Genomic DNA, 16,226 nt, shown 5'->3' with positions numbered 1-16,226 from the left:
GGACTTACTCCTTGGCCGTCAGGTTCACTACACGGTTGGTGCGGTCCACGGGGCGCACCTCCTGCCCCTCGCGCAGCACATGGCCACCCGCGGCGACCACCCAGTCGCCCGGCTTCAAGCCTTCGAGTACCGGGACGCTGTCGGTGCCGTATGGCCCGAGGCGCACCACCGTACGCGCCAGGCGGTGGTCCGGGTTGACCCGCCAGACATAGGCCTGGCCGTTTTCTGCGGTCACCGCAGACAGCGGCACCGCCAGTGGGATGAGGCCCTCATGGGCAATGAACACGCGCGCGCTCTGGCCCAGCTCGGCCGGTGCCTTGGCGGAAGTGAAGGCGATGCGCGCGGCAAAGGTGCGCGAACGTGGGTCGGCTGCCGGCGAAAGCTCACGGATGCGCCCTTCGAAACGCTCACCAGGGTGCGACCACAGTTCCACACTGACCGCCTGCCCCACCGCGAAGCGGGCGAATTGCTGCTCCGGCAGGCCGATGGCCACCTCACGCTCGCCATCTGCAGCCAGGGTGAACACGGTCTGCCCGGCGGCGACCACCTGGCCGACCTCGACCTGGCGCTTGGCGATCACCCCAGCCTGCGGTGCACGCAGCACCGCGTAATCGGCCTGGTTGCCGGCAACGTCGAACTCGGCCTTGGCTTGTTTAAGGCGGGCCATGCCGGCGCGGTAGAGGTTTTCGGCATTGTCGTATTGCGAATGGCTGACCATCTGCCGGTCTAGCAGCTTCTGGTAGCGATCACGCTCGGCGCGCACCAGCGCCAGGTTGGCTTCGGCGGCCGCCAGTTGGGCACGATTGGCCTCCAGTTGCAGGCGCACATCCTGGGGGTCCAGCTCGGCCAGCGGCTGCTCGGCCTTGACCCGCTGCCCTTCTTCGACCAGGCGCTTGCTGACCTTGCCAGCGATGCGGAAGGCCAGTTCCGGCTCGAAGCGCGCACGCACTTCGCCGGGGTAGCTGTCGGCTGCCGCTTCAGCCGGCTGCGGCTGGATCACCAGTGCCGGGCGCGGCGCAGCGGGCGGTGCGGTTTCCTGGCCACACGCCGCCAGCAACAGGGCGACGGCAGCGGGCAAAGCGATGGACAAGGCATGGCGCAACATGATGAATCCTTTCGCGAAGAGCACATCGAATATTTATACTGACGGGTATATTAAATCAGCGAACCGAAGCCGGGAAGCCAGCGCCGGAAAGAAAATCAACATCAACGTTTGGCCATTCCTTGAGGCCGGATGGCGTGCGACCCGTTAAGATGGGCGACTCTTCAACCAGATGCAGACTCCAATGCCCAACGACGCACCCATCGGGCCCGGTCGCCCTAAGGACCTGGCCAAGCGCGAGGCGATCCTCGAAGCGGCCAAGACACTGTTCCTCAGCCTTGGCTATGCCAACACCAGCATGGATGCGGTCGCTGCAGCGGCAGGTGTTTCAAAACTCACCGTGTACAGCCACTTCACCGACAAGCAGACGCTGTTCTGCTCGGCGGTCATGGCAACCTGCCAGATCCAGCTGCCGGACCTGCTGTTCGAATACCCCGAGGGGGCACCGGTAGAAGAGGTGCTGCTGACCATTGCGCGTAACTTCCAGGCGCTGATCAGCAGCGACGAAGCGGTCAAGCTCAGCCGCCTGATCATGGCCCAGGGCAGCTCGGACCCGGGTTTTGGCGAGTACTTCTACGAAGCCGGGCCCAAACGCGTGTTGGCGGGTATGGAAGCGCTGCTGCGCGGAGCGCATGAGCGCGGGTTGCTGCGCATCGATAACCCGTTGCGCGCGGCAGAGCACTTCTTCTGCATGGTCAAGGGCGCGCCGGACTACCGGTTGCTGCTGGGGTGCGCCGGGCCGCTGGAAGGCGACGAGGCCGAGGCGCATGTGCGTGAGGTGGTGGGGGTGTTCATGCGGGCGTTCCGGCCTTAGCGTGACCCATTCAACCTACCGGCACGAACCCGGTACGGTAGGAGCAGCCTTGTGCTGCGAAGAGGCCGGTGAATTCACCTTGAATCTTCACTGCTTTCACCGGCCTCTTCGCAGCGCGAGGCTGCTCCTACAGGCGTCTTCGTAATCAGGCCTTCAGCGCTTTCTTCGGGTAGATGTCATACCGGCTCGACTTGCCCTCCAGGCAATGGCTCGGCTTCGGCCCGTCGATGATCGGTGCCTTGCGCGGGCGCTTCACCACCACCCGATGGCTGGCCAACGCCAGGGCGGCTTCGAGCAAGGCCGGGGCATCCATGTCATCCCCCACCAACGGCCGGAACACGCGCATTTCCTTCTTCACCAATGCGCTTTTGTCCCGGTGCGGGAACATCGGGTCGAGGTAGATCACCTGCGGCGGCTCGCCCTCCCAGGCGCGCATGCGCTCGATGGCATTGCCGGTCAGCAGGCGCATACGCCCGACGATCGGGCCCACCTCTTCATCGGCACGGGCCCGTGCCAGGCCGTCTTCCAACAACGCGGCAATCAGCGGCTGGCGCTCGATCAGGGTCATCTGGCAACCCAGGCTGGCCAGCACGAAGGCATCCTTGCCCAGCCCTGCGGTCGCGTCGAGCACTTGCGGCCGAACACCTTGAGCAATGCCGACCGCCTTGGCGATCATCTGCCCATTGCCACCGCCAAACTGGCGCCGGTGCGCAGCCTGGCCTTCGACGAAGTCCACCCGTACCGGCCCAGGCGCCTGTGGGCCCAACTGCTGGATCTGCAAGCCTTCAGCGCCCACCTGCACAGCGAAGCCGGCGGCATCGTCCTGCAGCGGCAGGCCCAGGCGCTCGGCCCACGCCGCAGCCTGTTGCGCATACTCAGCCGACATCGCTTCGACCCTGATCCCCGTGCCTTGCTCTTCCATCGTCCACACCTAAAAAATCAAACCCCGCCCTTAATGAATCGGCAACCACGGCCGATACAGGCAATATCCCGCTATTCTGCCAGAGCACAACGCGCGCGACTGCCATGACAGATACTCTTCCCATCGGTTTGACCTACCTGTCGCCTGTCGGCCACTACGGTCAGCAGAATACCCAGACACTCGGGGGCGTCAGCCACCTGTGGCAGGATTTCTTTGCCCGCGCCATGGCCGAGCAACAGGAAGTACCCGCGGACAGTATCAGCGAGTCGTTCGTGCAGTACGATCAGCACAGCGGCGAGCCGATTGGTGGGGCCAGGGCACTGGCGCTGATCGATGCCCAGCGCGCCTGCGCCGTGCACGACACCGAAATCGCGCCACCTGAGCCACTGTTCCTGCCCAAGGCAGAGCTTGAGGCAAACCTGCTGGAACCTGCGCCTGAGCCGTTCAGTGCCATCGAGCTGATCGAACAACAGCGCGAGCTGGACCTGAGCAACAGCTGGTTGCGCCCGGTGGTCATGAGCCAGGGCCAGCCGCTTGCCGAGCCGGGCCCAGGCCCCTCCCCACGCCCACTGTTCCTGCCTATCGCCGAGTTCGAGACCCACCTGCTGGACCCGGCACCCGAGCCCTACGACGAAACCACCCTGGCCAAACAGCAGAACGACCTGGAATTCGACATCCATTGGGCGCGCCCGGTGGTGCTGAACAACGTTCGCGCGTACGCCTAAATTTACAGCAGCTCAGCGACAGATCTGCCAAAGGCCCATGTCAACGTGGAAGTGGTTGTGGTGCGCGGCATTGTAGTCGGGCCCCAGCACGGTACTGAAGCGCTCGCAGGCCACCTGCTGCACCTCGCGTAAAAACTCAGCCTTCTGCCCGCCCGCCTGCCAATCCTGCGCCAGCACGATGCGCTGGCCGTCCTGCAAGCGGAAACCACTGATGTCCAAGGCGTTGGCGGTGGCATGCTGGCTGAGTCGGCCTTGTTTGCGGTGGTAGACATTGCGGCAGGCGAAACTGCCCAGGTGATCGACCTGGGTCACCGGCTGCCCCAATACCCGCTGCGCCGCGGGCTGCAGGCCATGCTGCTCGAACAGCGCGTAGGCCACTGCCAGCGGGCAACTGGCGAGAAAACTGCTGCTGAGCCGTGCCTGACCGCCTTCGATGCGCCACACGTTGTTCAGCGGGCAGTTGGCCGAGGCTGGGCTGTCGGCCTGGGCCCGGTAACGCAGGCCACTGGTTGCCAGCGCTTCGCGGCACAGCGCCGGGTCATTGCGCAGGCGCGACAGTTTGTAGGCAGTGAGCAGGTTGGGGGGCTGGCGCACGTCCAGCGCCGCCCAGGGGTTCCATGCATCGGGCAGGCGCCAGCCGAGGTGCCAGGCCAGGCCTGCCATCAAGGACAGGCCCACCAGCAGCGCCAGCAACGCACGCATGGCCAATCAGCGACGGAACAGATCGTTGAGCTGCGCGAACGGCAACGCCTGTTCGCCGTAGCCGAACGTGCCTTCATCGCGAATTTCCAGGGCGGCCCGGTGGAAAGCCCCTAACGCTGCGCGGGCCAGCGACGACCCCACGCTGATTCGGCGCACGCCCAGGTCTTGAAGTTGATTGACGCTCAGCGTCACGCCTGCCAACCCCATCAGCACGTTGACCGGCTTGGGCGCCACCGCCTGTACCACTGCGCGAATTTCTTCGACCGTGCGCAACCCAGGCGCATAGAGCACATCAGCACCCGCTTCGGCAAAGGCTTGCAGGCGCAGGATGGTGTCATCCAGGTCCATTCGCCCGTGCAGCAGGTTTTCTGCGCGGGCGCAGAGGGTGAAGGGAAACGGCAGGCTGCGCGCCGCCTGAACCGCCGCGCGCACGCGCTCCACCGCCAGGCCGTGGTCATAGATGGGGGCGTCCTTGCGCCCGCTGGCGTCCTCGATAGAGCCCCCCACAAGGCCCGCCTCGGCGGCACGCAGAATGGTCTGTGCACAATCCTCAGGCAGGTCGCCAAAGCCGTTTTCAAGGTCGGCGGCAACCGGCAACGCCGTGGCATCGACGATCACGCCGGCATTAGCCAGGGTTTCGTCCAGGCTCAACGCGCCTTCGGCGTCTGGCCGGCCCAGGCTGAAGGCCAGGCCCGCGCTGGTCGTGGCCAGTGCCTCGAAGCCAAGGCTGGCCAGCAGCTTGGCAGAGCCGGCATCCCACGGGTTGGGGATGACGAACGCGCTGTCGCGCTCGTGCAGGGCCTTGAAGGCTTCGGCTCGCAGGGTTTGCACATCCATGGTCTCAACCTCAGGCATTAAGGAGTGGTCAGAGTAGTCCCAGTTGTTCGACCTCAGGGGCGCGTGGCAATTCCGGCAATGATGCGAGGCCGGGCAGGCGCTGCATCAGGCGCTGGTGAAAGCGCTGGGCCAATGCCGCAGCCAGGCGGTTATCCGAGGTGTGCAAGAAGATGTAGGGGCTGCGGCCTTCCTCGATCCAGCTGGCTATCTTGTCCACCCAAGGCGTCAGGAAGGTTTCGTTGGCGTCCAGTTGCGGGTGGCCAATAAAACGCACCTGCGGGTGCTGGCTGAAGGCAGCGGGGCGCGGTGGCACTTTGGGTTTCTTGGCTTGGGCATGCAATACGGCGGGGTCGCGCGATGTGCAGCTGAACAAGGCCCGTGGGTCGAGGCAGATGCGCTCGACGCCACGTTCGAGCAGCAGCCGGTTTAGCTGCCGCTCCTCCTCACCCCGCGCAAAAAAGGCGTCGTTACGCACCTCGACGGCCACCGGCACCGCCACTTCATCCAGAAAGTGGCTCAACTCTGCCAAGCGCGCAGGCCCGAACATGGCAGGCAGCTGCAACCAATAAGGCGATACTCGCCCACCCAGCGGCGCCATCAACCGGGTGAAGGTGATCGCCGCGTCCAGTTGCTCGCGAAGGTCCGCGGCATGGCTGACCTCGCGGGGGAACTTGGCCGTGAAACGAAAGTGCGCCGGCATGACCTGTGCCCAGCGGGCCACGGTCGCGGGCGCGGGGCTGGCATAGAAGGTGGTGTTGCCCTCGACCGCATTGAACACCTGGCTGTACAGGCCCAGGTATTCGTTGGCTCGGGCGTCGGCGGGGTACAGGTAATCGCGCCAGGCGCTTTCGCTCCATGACGGACAACCCAGAAAATAAGGCAGAAGAGAGGGAGTCATCCCTCAAATGTACAGGTCGAGCCCCAGTACTTCCATGTCCCAATCGGTAAAACCGGCTGTGCTTAGGTAACTGGCCAGCGCCGTTGCTGTGCGCCGATCACGGGCGCGGGGGAAGACCATGTCTTGCTGGCGGGCTGGCAGGCCACCGCTGCGACGGCGAGTGGTGGCCTCTTGGGGGACGTCGCTTTGCGCGTCACTCTCGATCACTTCGGCATCGTCGATTGCCTCATCGCGCACCGACGCTTTGCGCGGAGCGCGCTTGATCGGGTAGGACTGCGAGGAGAAACCGTCGATACGCATGGTGTGAGCACTCAGGACCAATGATGGCAATTTAGCAGCATCAGTGTTCCGTCGCTAATGCTCGAGTGATAACTAGACCACAGTTCGCGCGAAAGGTTTTATCGTCATCGGCGATAACCGACGAGTAGCCGTCAGCGTTTCTTGGGTGTGGCTACATTATCGCGCAAGTACACCGGTTGCGCCTGCTCGGCAGCGATGGCCTCACCACGCGCCCAGGCGAAGCGCGCCAGGCTGAGGATGTCGAGGGCATTGGGCAACGCTGCGGCATTGCTGGCAGCGACCTGCACTGCCAGGCGCTCGGCATACCCCCAGCCGGTGCCAGCACCGAACCACTCGCCCGTGCTGGCGTCGGGCAGCGCCACGCGCTCGGGCGGCAGCACCGCTTCCTGGCCGATCAGGCGCATTTCGCCTTCGCTTGCCTGGTAGCAGCCCCAGTACACCTCGTCCATGCGTGCATCGATGGCGGCAGCCACCTGCTGCACACCCTGCTCACGCATCGCGCCTTGCGCCAACGCGGCCAGGTTGGACACCGGCAGCACCGGGCGTTCGAGCGCGAATGCCAGGCCCTGAACCACACCGATGGCAATCCGTACGCCGGTGAAGGCGCCCGGGCCACGGCCGAAGGCGATGGCATCCAGCGCGTTCAACGTTACACCGGAGTCACCCAGCAGTTGTTTGATCATCGGCAGCAGCTTCTGCGCGTGCTGACGTGGGATCACCTCGTAATGGCTGGTTACCTTGCCGTCATGCAACAGGGCAACGGAACAGGCTTCGGTGGCGGTATCCAGGGCCAGCAGGGTGGTCATCGAACGGGTTTCCAAGGGCAGGGAAAAGAGCGTCAGTATAAACGACAACGGCCCGCAAGCGGGCCGTTGTCATGCAAGGCGTTGGATCAGCTCAGGGCTGCCAGCACCTTGGCAGTGATGGCGTCGACCGAACCGACACCTTCGATGTGGCTGTACTTCGGCTTGCCGGCATTGGCGGCCGACAGCTTCTGGTAGAACTCGACCAGCGGCTTGGTCTGGGTGTGGTAGACCGACAGGCGATGACGCACGGTTTCTTCCTTGTCGTCGTCGCGCTGGATCAGGTCTTCGCCCGTCACGTCGTCCTTGCCTTCCACTTTCGGCGGGTTGTACTGAATGTGGTAGGTGCGGCCCGAAGCCAGGTGCACGCGACGGCCCGCCATGCGGCCAACGATTTCTTCATCGTCAACGGCGATTTCGACCACGGCATCGATGTCGACACCGGCAGCGACCATGGCTTCAGCCTGTGGAATAGTGCGTGGGAAACCGTCGAACAGGCAGCCGTTGGCGCAATCCGGCTGGGCGATGCGCTCCTTGACCAGGCCGATGATCAGCTCGTCGGAAACCAGTTGGCCGGCATCCATGACTTTTTTCAGTTCCAGGCCCAGCGGGGTGCCGGCCTTGACGGCGGCACGCAGCATGTCACCGGTGGAGATCTGGGGGATACCGAACTTCTCGGTGATGAATTTTGCCTGAGTACCTTTACCGGCCCCGGGAGCTCCCAGCAGAATTACGCGCATCTCGTGCTCCTCAAATTTTTTTATGAAATTCAATGGATTCGGCAACCAGGGCCAAGTCCGGAAAATCGGGTATGACCATAAATCGGTCAGAAGGCTGCTCAAGATACACAGCGCCCGGCAGCCAGACAAGCGTCCCAAAGTTGCAGGAATGCGCCACTTGCGCACTGCCCGGCAGGCGGTTGCTCTAAGCGCAACCGCCCTCCTCGCCCTTTATCGCGGCTAAAGGTGCACCCTTGCCTGGCGGCCCGCGCATAACCTCAGCCGGTATTGCGCAGGCCTGCTGCAATGCCCGCCACCGTGACCAGCAAGGCCTGCTCCAACGGGCTGTCCAGAGCGGCTTCGCGGCCGCGCGAGCGCGCCAGTAGTTCGGCCTGAAGGCGGTGCAGCGGGTCCAGGTAGGTGTTGCGCAAGCTGATGAATTCCAGGGTCTCTGGGCTGTGCGCCAGTAGCACCGGCTGCCCGGTCAGGCCCAGCACCACCTGGCAGGACTGCGACAATAGGTCGCGCAGGTGCACACCTAAAGGAAGCAACTCCGGTTGCACTAGACGTTCGTCGTAGGCCTCGGCGATTTGCGCATCGGCCTTGGCCAGCACCATTTCCAGCATGTCGATACGGGTACGGAAGAACGGCCATTGCTCACGCATTTGCGCCAGCAGCTCGCCCTGGCCGCGTTTCAAAGCATTGCTCAAGGCCGTTTCCCAGCCCAGCCAGGCAGGCAACATCAGGCGCGTCTGGGTCCAGCCGAAGATCCACGGGATAGCCCGCAGGCTCTCGATGCCGCCCGCGCGTCGCTTGGCCGGCCGGCTGCCCAACGGCAGGCGGCCCAACTCCTGCTCGGGCGTCGACTGGCGGAAGTACTCGACGAAATCGGGGTTGTCGCGCACCACGCTGCGGTAGGCCTGCACGCCATCGGCGGCCAATTGGTCCATGACCTCACGCCAGGCCGGCTGCGGTGGGGGTGGCGGCAACAAGGTGGCCTCGAGCACAGCCGCCAGGTACAGGTTGAGGTTCTGTTCGGCGATACCGGGCAAACCGAACTTGAAGCGGATCATCTCGCCCTGCTCGGTGGTGCGGAATCGCCCGGCTACAGAGCCCGGCGGCTGCGACAGAATCGCTGCGTGGGCCGGGCCGCCGCCACGGCCAACGGTGCCGCCACGGCCATGGAACAACAGCAGTTCCACTTGATGCTCGCGGCAGATGCGCACCAGGTTTTCCTGCGCCCGGTACTGCGCCCAGGCGGCCGCTGTGGTGCCGGCGTCCTTGGCTGAATCGGAATAGCCGATCATCACTTCCTGCGGCCCGCGCAGGCCGGCGCGATAGCCAGGCAGGCCCAGCAGGCGCTGCATCACCGGGCCGGCGTTGTCCAGGTCGGCCAGGGTTTCGAACAGTGGCACCACACGCATCGGGCGGGTCAACCCGGCTTCCTTGAGCAGCAACTGCACGGCCAGCACATCTGAAGCGGCGCCGGCCATGGAAATGACATAGGAGCCCAGCGAGGCGGCCGGGGCAGCGGCAATTTCCCGGCAGGTGGCCAGCACCTCGGCGGTATCCGCCTGGGGCTGGAAATGCGCAGGCAATAATGGCCGGCGGTTTTTCAGTTCGGCCAGGAGGAAGGCGATACGCTGCTCTTCATCCCAGTCGGCATAGCGCCCCAAGCCCAAGTAATCGGTGATCTCGGTCAGCGCGTCACGGTGGCGGGCGGCATCCTGGCGCACGTCCAGGCGCCCCAGGTACAGGCCAAAGGTCACGGCACGGCGCAGGCAGTCGAGCAGTGGCCCTTCGGCGATCACGCCCATGCCGCATTCGTGCAGCGACTGGTAGCACAGCTCCAACGGCGCGATCAGGTCGCGGTTGTCGATCAGCACGTCGGCACCGGCGGGCGTGCTGCTGCTCAAGGCGGCATGCGCCCAGGCGCGGGTCGCACGCAGGCGGTCGCGCAGTTGCTTGAGGATTGCGCGGTAAGGCTCGGCACTGTCGCCGACATGCTCCCGCAGCGCGCTGCTGGCGTGTTGCATGGACAGCTCGGCGGCCAAGGCATCGATATCACGCAGGAACAGATCAGCGGCCATCCAACGAGCCAGCAACAGCACTTCACGGGTTACCGCCGCCGTGACATTGGGGTTGCCGTCGCGGTCGCCGCCCATCCACGAGGCGAAGCGGATGGGGGCGGCCTCCAGCGGCAGGCGCAGCCCAGTGGCGTCATGCAGCGCCTTGTCGACCTTGCGCAGGTGGTTGGGGATGGCCTGCCACAGCGAATGCTCGATCACCGCGAAGCCCCATTTGGCCTCGTCCACGGGGGTCGGCCGGGTGCGGCGGATTTCTTCGGTGTGCCAGGCTTCGGCGATCAGCCGGCGCAGGCGCTCACGTACCTGCTGACGTTCGGCGGGGGTCAGGTCGCGATGGTCCTGGGCGGCCAACTGGCCGGCGATGGCGTCGTACTTCTGGATCAAGGTGCGCCGCGCCACTTCGGTGGGGTGCGCGGTCAGTACCAGCTGAATGTCTAGCTTGGCCAGCTGCCGGGCCAGGGCGTCGTTGCCATGCCCGGCCTGCTTCAGGCGGGCCAGCAGCTCAGGCAGCACGCGTGCCTCGAAAGGCTCTGGCTGGTCGGCGTCGCGGCGGCGGATCAACTGGTACTGCTCGGCCATGTTGGCCAGGTTGAGAAACTGGTTGAACGCCCTTGCTACCGGCAGCAAATCGTCGTCAGCCAGGTCCCCAAGGGTCGAGCTCAGTTGCTCGCCAGCCACCCGGCGGTCGGCCTTGGCGCTGTGGCGGATGCCCTCGATCTTCTGCAGGAACGCCTCGCCGTGCTGCTGACGAATGGTGTCGCCGAGCAACTCCCCCAACACATGGACATCTTCACGCAAACGCACATCGATATCGGTCATTGGCCCTCTCTGTAGCGCAGCCTTGGCGCACTCGTTCAGGAAACAGCACTGGGCCAAGAGTGCCCCCAGCCGCGCGCCGATAGCAAGCCTAAGGGCAAGCCGTGATCGGCAAAGCAAACTAAAGTGCAAGCAGAGCACTCCGATGCAATGCAGCCTTTCGAGGCGTTGACAGAGGTCATCATGAAAATCCGTGAACTCGCCCAGCACTGGGAACAGAATGCCGCAGGCACCCTCAGCCGTACCGGCCATGTGCTGCATCTTGACCTGGAGTCCGAGGCGCGCCTGGCCGCGCTGATCGACATGTACCCCAAGCGCACAGCCGAAGAACTGCTCGGCGAATTGGTGGCGGCGGCCCTCGAGGAAATCGAGGCCAGCTTCCCCTATGTAAAGGGGAGCCAGGTGATCGCCACCGATGAAGAAGGCGACCCTTTGTTCGAAGATGTCGGCCCCACCCCGCGTTTTCTGTCGCTGTCCCGGCACCACTTGCATGAGCTGAGCAGCACCGCTGACGACAGCGAAAAATAGCCACGATGCACACTGTTCCGGGCCTGCAAGGCCCGGAATACCCCGCCTGAACGTGAAAGTTCCGCACAAAACTCACTGACTGATCAGTCAGAAAAACTTACCCGTTTAAGGGATTTTTTTCTGAACCATTCGAAAAACGCCTGAGTCCGAGCAATTAGCCATCACGCTAAAACCCTGCACACTGCCCTCGTGCACCGTTCAGCTGAAGCGCACGGTAACTGTCAGGGATTCAGCGATGGACTGCTACGGACATCGTCGTTATCAGGAGTGATCCAATGGAGCTGACCACCATGAAGACCCGCACTTTCAAACCGTCATCCACTCATGTGCGCGGGTTCAAGCTGGCCGCGCTGGCCCTGGGCAGTAGCCTGGTCCTGGCCGGCTGTGCGGGCAACCCGCCCACCGAGCAGTATGCCGTTACCCAGTCTGCCGTGAACTCTGCGGTCAGTGCCGGCGGCACCGAGTTCGCCGCGGTGGAAATGAAAGCGGCGCAGGACAAGTTCAAGCAAGCCGAAATCGCCATGCACGACAAAAAGTACGACGACGCCAAGCGTCTGGCCGAACAAGCCGAATGGGACGCCCGCCTCGCCGAACGCAAGGCTCAGGCGGCCAAGGCCCAGAAGGCCGTGCAGGATGCCCGCCAGGGCGTTCAGGACGTACGTGAGGAAGGCCTGCGCAGCGCTCAGTGAGCCCTGCCCCGCCACCCTTAGCCTTCGCACTCGATCAAAGGATGAACACTATGCGCAAACACGTCATGATTCCCGCCCTGCTGGCCCTGAGCGTCGGTCTTGCAGCCTGCTCGCACGACCCGAACGCCAACCTTGAATCGGCCCGCACCAACTTCTCTGCGCTGCAAAGCGACCCGCAGGCGAGCAAAGTCGCGGCGCTGGAAACCAAAGATGCTCAGGATTGGCTGAACAAAGCTGACAAGGCCTACATGGACCGCGAGGACCAGAAAAAGGTCGACCAGCTCGCCTACCTGACCAACCAGCGTGTCGAAGTCGCCAAGCAGACCATTGCCCTGCGTACGGCTGAGGGCGAACTGAAAAACGCCTCCGCCCAGCGCGCCCAGGCCAAGCTGGATGCCCGCGACGCGCAAATCGCCAAGCTGCAGGACAGCCTCAATGCCAAGCAGACCGACCGCGGTACGCTGGTCACCTTCGGCGACGTGCTGTTCGACTTCAACAAGGCCGTACTCAAGAGCAATGCCTACCCCAACGTGACCAAGCTGGCCCAGTTCCTCCAAGAGAACCCGGAACGCAAGGTCATCGTAGAGGGCTACACCGACAGCGTCGGCTCGGCCAACTACAACCAGAGCCTCTCCGAGCGTCGCGCCGGCGCCGTGCGCATGGCGCTGATCCGTGCTGGCGTAGACCCAGCGCGAATCGTCGCCCAGGGTTACGGCAAGGAGTACCCGGTGGCTGACAACGGCAGCAACTCGGGCCGTGCGCAGAACCGTCGCGTGGAGGTGACCATCTCCAATGACAACCAGCCGGTGGCACCGCGCTCGGTAAGCCAGGCGCAGTAAGGCTGGCAGCTAGGACGAAAAGCCCCGCTGTCTAAGCGGAATGCTGTTCACTTACGTTATCCATCGCCTGTATTGGGGCCGCTTTGCGGCCCATCGCGGCACAAGGCCGCTCCCACAATGTTCGCGCATGCTCTGTAAATAGGGGCATAACGCGGTCGGTGTGGGAGCGGCCTTGTGCCGCGATGGGCCGCAGAGCGGCCCCGGCATTCTTAAGGCTTTTTATTGGGCGAGAGGTGCATGGCATAGCCCTCCAGCCATATACCCTCACTGCACCTGCTGCGGCGTCTCTTCCCCCATGCAGCGCACCGCACGTTTGCGGTTATCGACCAACACGCCGGTCAGGCCTTTCTGTTGGGTATCGAACAACACCAGCACACCGTCCACGCACTGGGCCACCTGGGGTGCAGGGTCGAGGGAGGCTTTGTAGTCTTCGCCCGGCAGGGTCTTGAGCATGGTGAAATCCTGCAGCAACAGGGCATCTTCAGGCTTGGCGAAATGCAGGTAACCGTAGTACCACAAAGCCCCCACCGTCACGATGATGCTGCCGACGCCGGTCAGGATCAGCGGGATGGCGTTGCGTTCTTCACTCATTGCTTGTTCTTCTCGTCAGGGTAATTGGGCACTTCGGCAAGCCGCCGCAGGCCGTTGAAATGACTCGGGTCGTCGAGGAAGCGCAGCATCACCTGGCGCCACACTGGGTCGGCGAACGTTTGTACATGGCCCCCTCGGGTCAGCTGCAATACCCGCGGCGGCGGCGCGTGCTGGTACAGGCGGATGCCGTTGTCCAGCGGCACCAGGTGGTCGTCGATGCTGTGGAAGAACAGCTTCGGCGGGCTGTCCAGGCGCTCGATCGAACGGATCGCGCTGTCGCCGTCCGGCACCAGCCACGACAGCGGCACCTGCAGCGGCCAGGTCATCCATGAAGTGCTCAAGGCAAACCGCCCGACCGCACGGTAGCTGGCTGGCACGCCATCGAACACCAGCGCGCTGAAGCGCTGGCGCTGCTCAGGGTGGGCCGCCAGGTAATGAATGGCCATGGCGCCGCCCAGGCTCTGCCCCAGCAGCACCACCGGCTTGCCCTTGACCTCGGGCGCCTTGTTCAGCCAGGCCATGGCCGCCGCGAGGTCTTCATAGACCTCGGGCAAACTCGGTTTGCCCTGGGACAACCCATAGCCCCGGTAATCGACCATCAGCACCTGGTAGCCCTGCTCCGGCAGCCAGTAGCTGCCGCCCAGATGGCCGGCCAGGTTGCCGCCGTTGCCGTGCAGGTGCAGCACGGTGCCCTTGACCTCGACCCCGGCCTTGGCCGGTAGCCACCAACCATGCAGGCGTACGCCATCCGAAGTGGTCAAGGTGACGTCACGGTAGTCGAGCTTGGCCCGCTCCGGGGTGAACGGTTGGCCGCGCTCGGGGTAGAACAGCAGGCTGCTGCAACCGCTCAGGCCCAGCAGGAGCACGCCAAGGGCCAGCAGGCGGCAGCGTTCAGAGAATGTTCGCGTAGTCGGCTTCAATGCGATCCAGGCTCAGGTGGTTGAGGAAGTTGGAGAAGCACATCCAGGCCGACAGTGCGTTGAGGTCACGGAACTGTTCGGGCAAGTACTTGGGCGGTTCGACCAGCCCCTCCTCGACCAGTTGGCGCAAGGTGCGCATGTCTTCCAGCGTGGTCTTGCCGCAGAACAGCAGCGGGATCTGCTCAAGCTTGCCCTTCTTCACGGCCAACTGAATGTAGTTGTAAACCATGATGAAGCCCTTGAGGTAGGACAAGTCCTTGGTGAATGGCAAGCCATTGGGCACCGAGCCGCGGAACACTCGGCTGGCATTGCTGTAGCTCTGCGCCATTTCAAAGCCCTGGGCTCGGAAAAATTCGAACACCTGGAGGAAGTCGGCGCCCTCCTCGACCATGTGGATGGCGCGTGTACGGTTGGTGAGCTTGCGCAGCCGGCTGGGGTAAGAGGCGAAGGCAATCACCTCCATGAGGATCGCCAGCCCCTCCTGGGTCACCGTCGATGAGGGTGGGCCCTTGGCCAGGAAGGTGCAGATCGGCTGGTTCAGGCCGTTCAGCGTGGTCCCCACATGCACCAGGCCTTCATGCACCTCCAGCGCACGCACGTCGCGGCTGTTGAACATGGCATCGGCACGTACCTTGATGTAGTCGGCACCGGCCGCCGCATCGGCGACGATACCGTCGGATTCGAACACGCGGATGGTTTCCTCGGCCTCGCCGAACACCTTGTTCAGGCGGCGCTGGAGGATGTCCACGGCCTCTTTGGCGGTGAGGTTCTTTGGCTCGTCCTTGAGGTCGCCGCGGCCATCGATGTTGTTCAGGTAGTCCGACAGCATCAGGCCCAGGTCGGCCAGGGTTGGGTCACCGGCGTGGAAGGCGTCGGACGCCGCCCCGTACAGCTCCTGCGAGATCAGCCCGAAGTCCTCGGTGCCGCGCGCCTCGAGCATGCGCACCACCATGCGGTATTCCTTGCACATGCGCCGCATGATCTGCCCGACCGGGTTGAACTGCCCGAGCCGGCGAGTGATGTCACGTTCGATGTTCTGGAATTCGGCCTTGACCGCGCTGGAGTCGAACGACAGCGGCCGCGACTGGTAATAGGCGCGGTCTACCGCAGGTGGCTCTTTGCCCTTGGCCTTGAGGAAGCCGTGGCGGATGTTGTCGTCCCATTTCACCGCATCGAGTACGCGGATGGGGGTCTGCGCCGCAACGATGCGGTCTGACAGCGCGCGTATGGTCTGCTGGTACTCGTCCACTTCGAATCCTTACTCAAGGGCCTCTTCGCGGGCAAGCCCGCTCCCACAGGTGCTGCATTGCCCTCAGCTACGGTGCTACCCCTGTGGGAGCGGGCTTGCCCGCGAAGAGGCCAGTAAAGGTAACTACTTACCGCTACGCTGGAAGCGTGCCACCTCGACGAACAGGTCGGAGTTGGCCGGGTCGTCCAGGTAGGCCAGCACCCGCGCCGAGGGGCTGTCGATGAGCACGCCCTCGCCGTTGTCTTCCGGCACTTCGGTGTTGCGCCCGGTCAGCTCTTTGTTTTTCACGGCCTGCTGCACCTGCTCGACATCCAGGTTGTACACCACCAGTTCCTTGCCATCGACGACTTCAAAACCGCCAATCAGGAAATTGCCACCCAGGCGCTTGGGCACGCCGGCCGAGAGGTACCAGCGGTTGCCGTGGCGCGAGACGGTGAAGACGTACTCTTCGGGGGCTTTGCCCTTGGCCGTGGCCACCGCCTTGTACGCATCGCCGCCACTGCGGCTGATCGACAGCTTCAGCGGTTCGCCCCAGGCGTCCTTGCTGCTCCACTTGCCGAGCAGAGCCTTGGGCGCGGCCTGGTTGCTCGGCAAGGGCTCATGGAAGGTCACCAGACAACCGCCCAGCAGCAGGAATGACAGCGTCAACAGCACCACACGCCAGGCTTTCATCAGGTTCTCCTTG

General features: G+C 64.0%; 18 protein-coding genes. 5 read left to right on the top strand and 13 right to left on the bottom strand.

The genetic code is table 11. The annotated features are described in order from the left end of the window. Nucleotides 1-4: 4 nt before the first annotated feature. Nucleotides 5-1,105: an efflux RND transporter periplasmic adaptor subunit gene (locus ACMCNM_RS07960; RefSeq protein ID WP_412764183.1), complete on the bottom strand. Its 1,101-nt coding sequence runs from the start codon at nucleotides 1,103-1,105 to the stop codon at nucleotides 5-7. A 169-nt stretch (nucleotides 1,106-1,274) separates the two neighbouring features. Between ACMCNM_RS07960 and ACMCNM_RS07955 the strand changes: the two genes are divergently transcribed. Then, on the top strand, nucleotides 1,275-1,916 hold the full coding sequence (locus ACMCNM_RS07955) for a TetR/AcrR family transcriptional regulator (RefSeq protein WP_186675919.1): 642 nt from the start codon (nucleotides 1,275-1,277) through the stop codon (nucleotides 1,914-1,916). Nucleotides 1,917-2,061: 145 nt separating this feature from the next. Here the strand turns inward: ACMCNM_RS07955 and ACMCNM_RS07950 are convergent, their stop codons facing one another. After that, nucleotides 2,062-2,838, bottom strand: a complete 777-nt coding sequence (locus ACMCNM_RS07950; RefSeq protein ID WP_085272738.1) for a class I SAM-dependent methyltransferase — start codon at nucleotides 2,836-2,838, stop codon at nucleotides 2,062-2,064. Nucleotides 2,839-2,942: 104 nt separating this feature from the next. On the opposite strand from ACMCNM_RS07950, the gene ACMCNM_RS07945 reads away from it, so the two are divergent. Beyond that, nucleotides 2,943-3,563, top strand: coding sequence for an energy transducer TonB (locus tag ACMCNM_RS07945; RefSeq protein ID WP_339548936.1), 621 nt, complete (start codon nucleotides 2,943-2,945; stop codon nucleotides 3,561-3,563). 12 nt (nucleotides 3,564-3,575) lie between these two features. Here ACMCNM_RS07945 and ACMCNM_RS07940 read toward each other — a convergent pair whose 3' ends face one another. The 7 genes from ACMCNM_RS07940 to ppc form a co-directional block, all read right to left on the bottom strand. After that, the gene (locus ACMCNM_RS07940; RefSeq protein WP_412764182.1) at nucleotides 3,576-4,265 is read right to left on the bottom strand and encodes an extensin family protein; all 690 of its coding nucleotides are present in this window, start codon (nucleotides 4,263-4,265) and stop codon (nucleotides 3,576-3,578) included. Nucleotides 4,266-4,271: 6 nt separating this feature from the next. After that, nucleotides 4,272-5,102, bottom strand: coding sequence for an isocitrate lyase/PEP mutase family protein (locus tag ACMCNM_RS07935; RefSeq protein ID WP_099453113.1), 831 nt, complete (start codon nucleotides 5,100-5,102; stop codon nucleotides 4,272-4,274). Between the two features lie 28 nt (nucleotides 5,103-5,130). After that, nucleotides 5,131-6,000: a DUF72 domain-containing protein gene (locus tag ACMCNM_RS07930; RefSeq protein WP_186702950.1), complete on the bottom strand. Its 870-nt coding sequence runs from the start codon at nucleotides 5,998-6,000 to the stop codon at nucleotides 5,131-5,133. A 3-nt stretch (nucleotides 6,001-6,003) separates the two neighbouring features. Beyond that, nucleotides 6,004-6,300: a hypothetical protein gene (locus ACMCNM_RS07925; protein ID WP_412764181.1), complete on the bottom strand. Its 297-nt coding sequence runs from the start codon at nucleotides 6,298-6,300 to the stop codon at nucleotides 6,004-6,006. A gap of 131 nt (nucleotides 6,301-6,431) precedes the next feature. Further along, complete coding sequence (tsaB, locus tag ACMCNM_RS07920) at nucleotides 6,432-7,106, bottom strand: tRNA (adenosine(37)-N6)-threonylcarbamoyltransferase complex dimerization subunit type 1 TsaB (protein ID WP_412764180.1); 675 nt, start codon at nucleotides 7,104-7,106, stop codon at nucleotides 6,432-6,434. 86 nt (nucleotides 7,107-7,192) lie between these two features. Then, the gene (gene adk / locus ACMCNM_RS07915) at nucleotides 7,193-7,843 is read right to left on the bottom strand and encodes an adenylate kinase (protein WP_027595762.1); all 651 of its coding nucleotides are present in this window, start codon (nucleotides 7,841-7,843) and stop codon (nucleotides 7,193-7,195) included. A 257-nt stretch (nucleotides 7,844-8,100) separates the two neighbouring features. Then, complete coding sequence (gene ppc, locus ACMCNM_RS07910) at nucleotides 8,101-10,728, bottom strand: phosphoenolpyruvate carboxylase (protein WP_412764179.1); 2,628 nt, start codon at nucleotides 10,726-10,728, stop codon at nucleotides 8,101-8,103. Nucleotides 10,729-10,908: 180 nt separating this feature from the next. Between ppc and ACMCNM_RS07905 the strand changes: the two genes are divergently transcribed. The 3 genes from ACMCNM_RS07905 (at nucleotide 10,909) to ACMCNM_RS07895 (ending at nucleotide 12,781) form a co-directional block, all read left to right on the top strand. Next, nucleotides 10,909-11,253 (top strand): pilin assembly protein, encoded by a 345-nt coding sequence (locus ACMCNM_RS07905; RefSeq protein ID WP_099430867.1) that lies wholly within the window; start codon nucleotides 10,909-10,911, stop codon nucleotides 11,251-11,253. A 275-nt stretch (nucleotides 11,254-11,528) separates the two neighbouring features. Continuing rightward, complete coding sequence (locus ACMCNM_RS07900; protein ID WP_027595759.1) at nucleotides 11,529-11,942, top strand: DUF4398 domain-containing protein; 414 nt, start codon at nucleotides 11,529-11,531, stop codon at nucleotides 11,940-11,942. A gap of 50 nt (nucleotides 11,943-11,992) precedes the next feature. After that, nucleotides 11,993-12,781: an OmpA family protein gene (locus ACMCNM_RS07895; RefSeq protein WP_085272731.1), complete on the top strand. Its 789-nt coding sequence runs from the start codon at nucleotides 11,993-11,995 to the stop codon at nucleotides 12,779-12,781. 264 nt (nucleotides 12,782-13,045) lie between these two features. Here ACMCNM_RS07895 and ACMCNM_RS07890 read toward each other — a convergent pair whose 3' ends face one another. The 4 genes from ACMCNM_RS07890 to ACMCNM_RS07875 form a co-directional block, all read right to left on the bottom strand. Next, the gene (locus ACMCNM_RS07890) at nucleotides 13,046-13,372 is read right to left on the bottom strand and encodes a hypothetical protein (protein ID WP_027595755.1); all 327 of its coding nucleotides are present in this window, start codon (nucleotides 13,370-13,372) and stop codon (nucleotides 13,046-13,048) included. Further along, nucleotides 13,369-14,292 carry an alpha/beta hydrolase gene (locus tag ACMCNM_RS07885; protein ID WP_412764178.1) on the bottom strand — a complete coding sequence of 308 codons (924 nt, stop codon included), beginning with the start codon at nucleotides 14,290-14,292 and terminating at the stop codon, nucleotides 13,369-13,371. The genes ACMCNM_RS07890 and ACMCNM_RS07885 overlap by 4 nt, the downstream gene beginning before the upstream one ends. Then, the gene (locus ACMCNM_RS07880; RefSeq protein ID WP_027595753.1) at nucleotides 14,264-15,541 is read right to left on the bottom strand and encodes a flavohemoglobin expression-modulating QEGLA motif protein; all 1,278 of its coding nucleotides are present in this window, start codon (nucleotides 15,539-15,541) and stop codon (nucleotides 14,264-14,266) included. The genes ACMCNM_RS07885 and ACMCNM_RS07880 overlap by 29 nt, the downstream gene beginning before the upstream one ends. Before the next feature lie 123 nt (nucleotides 15,542-15,664). Continuing rightward, nucleotides 15,665-16,213, bottom strand: coding sequence for a hypothetical protein (locus ACMCNM_RS07875; protein WP_027595752.1), 549 nt, complete (start codon nucleotides 16,211-16,213; stop codon nucleotides 15,665-15,667). Nucleotides 16,214-16,226: the final 13 nt, after the last annotated feature.

Origin of the sequence: Pseudomonas sp. NGC7 (genome assembly GCF_047159675.1) — a bacterium.
GTDB lineage: Bacteria > Pseudomonadota > Gammaproteobacteria > Pseudomonadales > Pseudomonadaceae > Aquipseudomonas > Aquipseudomonas kermanshahensis.
Note: the sequence above shows the minus strand (reverse complement) of the source record. Positions and strands in the feature narration are given on the sequence as shown.

What these genes read in the sequence shown, in the direction of transcription:
- ACMCNM_RS07925 (WP_412764181.1), bottom strand. Translation starts at nt 6,300, where the DNA reads ATGCGTATCGACGGTTTCTCCTCGCAGTCCTACCCGATCAAGCGCGCT.
- ppc (WP_412764179.1), bottom strand. Translation starts at nt 10,728, where the DNA reads ATGACCGATATCGATGTGCGTTTGCGTGAAGATGTCCATGTGTTGGGG.
- ACMCNM_RS07895 (WP_085272731.1), top strand. Translation starts at nt 11,993, where the DNA reads ATGCGCAAACACGTCATGATTCCCGCCCTGCTGGCCCTGAGCGTCGGT.
- ACMCNM_RS07955 (WP_186675919.1), top strand. Translation starts at nt 1,275, where the DNA reads ATGCAGACTCCAATGCCCAACGACGCACCCATCGGGCCCGGTCGCCCT.
- ACMCNM_RS07935 (WP_099453113.1), bottom strand. Translation starts at nt 5,102, where the DNA reads ATGGATGTGCAAACCCTGCGAGCCGAAGCCTTCAAGGCCCTGCACGAG.
- ACMCNM_RS07875 (WP_027595752.1), bottom strand. Translation starts at nt 16,213, where the DNA reads ATGAAAGCCTGGCGTGTGGTGCTGTTGACGCTGTCATTCCTGCTGCTG.
- ACMCNM_RS07930 (WP_186702950.1), bottom strand. Translation starts at nt 6,000, where the DNA reads ATGACTCCCTCTCTTCTGCCTTATTTTCTGGGTTGTCCGTCATGGAGC.
- ACMCNM_RS07890 (WP_027595755.1), bottom strand. Translation starts at nt 13,372, where the DNA reads ATGAGTGAAGAACGCAACGCCATCCCGCTGATCCTGACCGGCGTCGGC.
- ACMCNM_RS07940 (WP_412764182.1), bottom strand. Translation starts at nt 4,265, where the DNA reads ATGCGTGCGTTGCTGGCGCTGCTGGTGGGCCTGTCCTTGATGGCAGGC.
- tsaB (WP_412764180.1), bottom strand. Translation starts at nt 7,106, where the DNA reads ATGACCACCCTGCTGGCCCTGGATACCGCCACCGAAGCCTGTTCCGTT.
- ACMCNM_RS07960 (WP_412764183.1), bottom strand. Translation starts at nt 1,105, where the DNA reads ATGTTGCGCCATGCCTTGTCCATCGCTTTGCCCGCTGCCGTCGCCCTG.
- ACMCNM_RS07950 (WP_085272738.1), bottom strand. Translation starts at nt 2,838, where the DNA reads ATGGAAGAGCAAGGCACGGGGATCAGGGTCGAAGCGATGTCGGCTGAG.
- ACMCNM_RS07945 (WP_339548936.1), top strand. Translation starts at nt 2,943, where the DNA reads ATGACAGATACTCTTCCCATCGGTTTGACCTACCTGTCGCCTGTCGGC.
- ACMCNM_RS07900 (WP_027595759.1), top strand. Translation starts at nt 11,529, where the DNA reads ATGGAGCTGACCACCATGAAGACCCGCACTTTCAAACCGTCATCCACT.
- adk (WP_027595762.1), bottom strand. Translation starts at nt 7,843, where the DNA reads ATGCGCGTAATTCTGCTGGGAGCTCCCGGGGCCGGTAAAGGTACTCAG.
- ACMCNM_RS07905 (WP_099430867.1), top strand. Translation starts at nt 10,909, where the DNA reads ATGAAAATCCGTGAACTCGCCCAGCACTGGGAACAGAATGCCGCAGGC.